This window comes from Rhizobacter sp. P2_H2 (genome assembly GCF_056403375.1).
In genome coordinates this window covers 1-2,664 of record NZ_JBFUFP010000763.1, presented here as the reverse complement: position 1 = coordinate 2,664, position 2,664 = coordinate 1, and the positions used below count along the sequence as shown (strand labels likewise).

3 protein-coding genes are annotated in these 2,664 nt (G+C 71.0%); 1 reads left to right on the top strand and 2 read right to left on the bottom strand.

Going from position 1 to position 2,664, the window contains the following annotated elements:
• Together AC1D15_RS25935 and AC1D15_RS25930 are read right to left on the bottom strand one after the other, a co-directional pair.
• A partial coding sequence (locus AC1D15_RS25935) for a TonB-dependent receptor (protein ID WP_477828251.1) occupies positions 1-1,591 on the bottom strand: 1,591 nt, incomplete at its 3' end.
• 114 nt (positions 1,592-1,705) lie between these two features.
• Complete coding sequence (locus tag AC1D15_RS25930) at positions 1,706-2,104, bottom strand: hypothetical protein (RefSeq protein ID WP_477828250.1); 399 nt, start codon at positions 2,102-2,104, stop codon at positions 1,706-1,708.
• A 128-nt stretch (positions 2,105-2,232) separates the two neighbouring features.
• Here AC1D15_RS25930 and AC1D15_RS25925 point away from each other — a divergent pair.
• Positions 2,233-2,664 (top strand): Tex-like N-terminal domain-containing protein (locus AC1D15_RS25925; protein WP_477828249.1); only part of this gene is annotated, 432 nt, incomplete at its 3' end.

The following is a 2,664-nucleotide window of genomic DNA, read 5'->3' as shown; positions in this document are numbered from 1 at the left end:
CATACTCGGGGAACGACTCGGGGCCGTCATCGCCCTCGGCCTCGATCTGCTGCCCGGTTGCCTCCAGCGAGATGAAGCGCGAGAAGCGCGTGCTGAACGCGCCCAGCCGCAGCTCGTTGCCGTCGTCCTTCCACGCCAGCGCCACGTCGATGTTGTTGCCGCGCTCCACGCCCAGGTTCACGTCGCCGCGCTCGAATGCGCCGGTCGCCGCATGCACGCCGTTCGCATACAGCTCGAACGAGGTCGGCGCGCGCTCGGTGTAGCTCAGCGATCCGCTCAGCGACCAGGTCGGCGTCAGCTTGTAGACGTTCGCGAGCGACGCGCTGCGCACCGGGAAGCTGCGCGCATCCGCCGCGCCGAACTTCGGCTCGGCCGCATCGGCGGCATCGCCGTCCGACGTGATGCGCGCATGCTCCACGCGCAGCCCGGCGGTCAGCGTGCCGCCGCTCCAGGCCAGGTCCTCGAGCGCGAACAGCGCCTGGCGCTTCGTGCGCGTGCTCGGCACGAAGGCCTCGTCGCCCAGCGCGGAAAAGTCGAAATCCTCCACCTGCAGCCCGACCACGCCCTGCACCGGCCCGAGGGCCGCGTGCGTCGCCTCCACGCGCAGCTCGTTGCCGGCCGTCTTGAACGTGGTGCCGACCGCGCCGGTGCCGGTGTCGACCTCCTGGTGCTGGTAGCGGGTGTGGTTGAAGCTCGCGCGCAGGCCGGTGAACGGGCCGTCCAGCTGCTTCACCTCGCCGGCCACGCCGACGTGGTCGCGCTTCATGTCGATGTCGACGTCCGGCTCGGCCACCGCGCCGTAGGTGCTGCGGTAGGTGTCGACCGACAGGCCCAGGTAGCCGTGGTCGAAGAACACCGAGCCGCCGACCGCGCCGCCGTGCGTGTCGCTGGCCGACGCGCGCACGCGCTTCGTCTCCGGCTGGTCCTCGCCATCGGCGCGCGGCGTGAAGCTCGGCACGTGCAGGTCCGAGGTCTTGCGGCCGAAGGCGTCCACATGCAGCCCGAACTGGCCGTTGCCGGTCTCCAGCAGCGCCGCGCCGCCGCGTTCGGCATCGGCACCGCCCAGGCGCAGTTCGGCCGAGCCACTCAGCCCGTCCAGCCGGGTCGACGGGATGCGGTTGTCGAGCGCGTTGACCACGCCGCCCACCGCGCTGCCGCCGTACAGCAGCGCGCCCGGGCCGCGCAGCACCTCGATGCGGTCGACGATCAGCGGGTCGATCGGCACGGCGTGGTCGAAGCTCAGGCTCGACGCATCGAGCGAGCCGCCGGCATTGCTGAGCATGCGCACGCGGTCGCCGTCCAGGCCGCGGATCACCGGCCGGTTCGCGTTCGGGCCGAAATACGTCGATGAGACGCCCGGCGTGCCGTTCAGCGTCTCGCCGATCGAGCTGCCGCGGCGCAGCGTCAGCTCATCCCCGGTCAGCACCGAAACCGGCGCGGCGATCTCGCTGCGGCCGAGCGGGTTGCCGGTGATCACGACCTTGTCGAGCGTGGCGGGGGCACTGGCCGCCGCGGCGGGTGCAACGGCTGCGACCGGGGTGGATTGCGCGAAGGCGGCAGAAGAGAAAGCGAGCGAGATGGCCACGGACACGGCGTGGCGCTTCGAGACGAGCGAATGCATGGGAAGACTTCCGACAAAGCTGATGAAGCCGGGGCCGGCGTGCGCATGCACAGCCGGGCCCGGAGACGAACCTGGAAAGGCGGATCAGCTCAGGGAAGGGGGCCCGCGGGCGAGGAAGCCCGAGGACTGCGCGGCGATGTGCCAGCCGCGGTGCAGCGCCACCGGCGCCTGCGTGAACTCGACGGCCGCGAAGACCGGCGTCATGCCGTGCAGCGCGTCGCCATGGGTCAACTGGTCGTACACATCGCAATCGCCGCCGTGCTGGTGGCCGGCGAACAGCTTGGCGACCCAGCCCGAGTCGGCGGCCTTGGCCGTCACGCCGGCGGCCAGGGTGGCCGTGCCCGGTGTGCCCGGCACATGGCGCATGTGCGCGATGCCGTGCATCAGCCCCAGCGCCTGCGCGAGCACGAGCGACACGAGCAGCACGGCCGTGAGGGCGATGCGGCGCGAGGCACGGGTGAGGGCGAAGGGGCGGTGGGACATCGAAGACGGACGGCGCGAAGGCCGCGAGCATAGCAAACGGTGACAAATCCGCCCGGGCCCCCAGGGATGACCGTGTGGCAAACTCCGCCGCTTTCGTGCTTTGCCGCCCCGCTGCGGGCCCCCTCGTCTTGGACAAGATTCTTCTGCAGATCGCCGCCGAACTGAAGGTTCGGCCGGCGCAAGTGAATGCCGCGGTGCAACTGCTGGACGGCGGGGCGACGGTGCCCTTCATCGCCCGCTACCGCAAGGAAGCCACCGACAACCTCGACGACATCCAGTTGCGCGAGCTCGAATCCCGCCTCTCGTACCTGCGTGAACTCGAAGACCGCCGCGAGGCCGTGCTGAAGAGCATCGACGAGCAGGGCAAGCTGACCCCCGCGCTGCGTGCCGCGATCGAGGCGGCCCCCACCAAGCAGGAGCTCGAAGACCTCTACCTGCCGTTCAAGCCGCGCCGCCGCACCAAGGGCATGATCGCCCGCGAGGCCGGGCTGGAGCCGCTGGCCGACAAGTTGTTCGCCGACCCGTCGCTCGACCCGGCCGCCGAGGCGGTGGCCTTCATC

Bases quoted from the DNA above. Each gene is read 5' to 3' on its own strand.
- AC1D15_RS25930 (WP_477828250.1), bottom strand. From the start codon at position 2,104: ATGTCCCACCGCCCCTTCGCCCTCACCCGTGCCTCGCGCCGCATCGCC.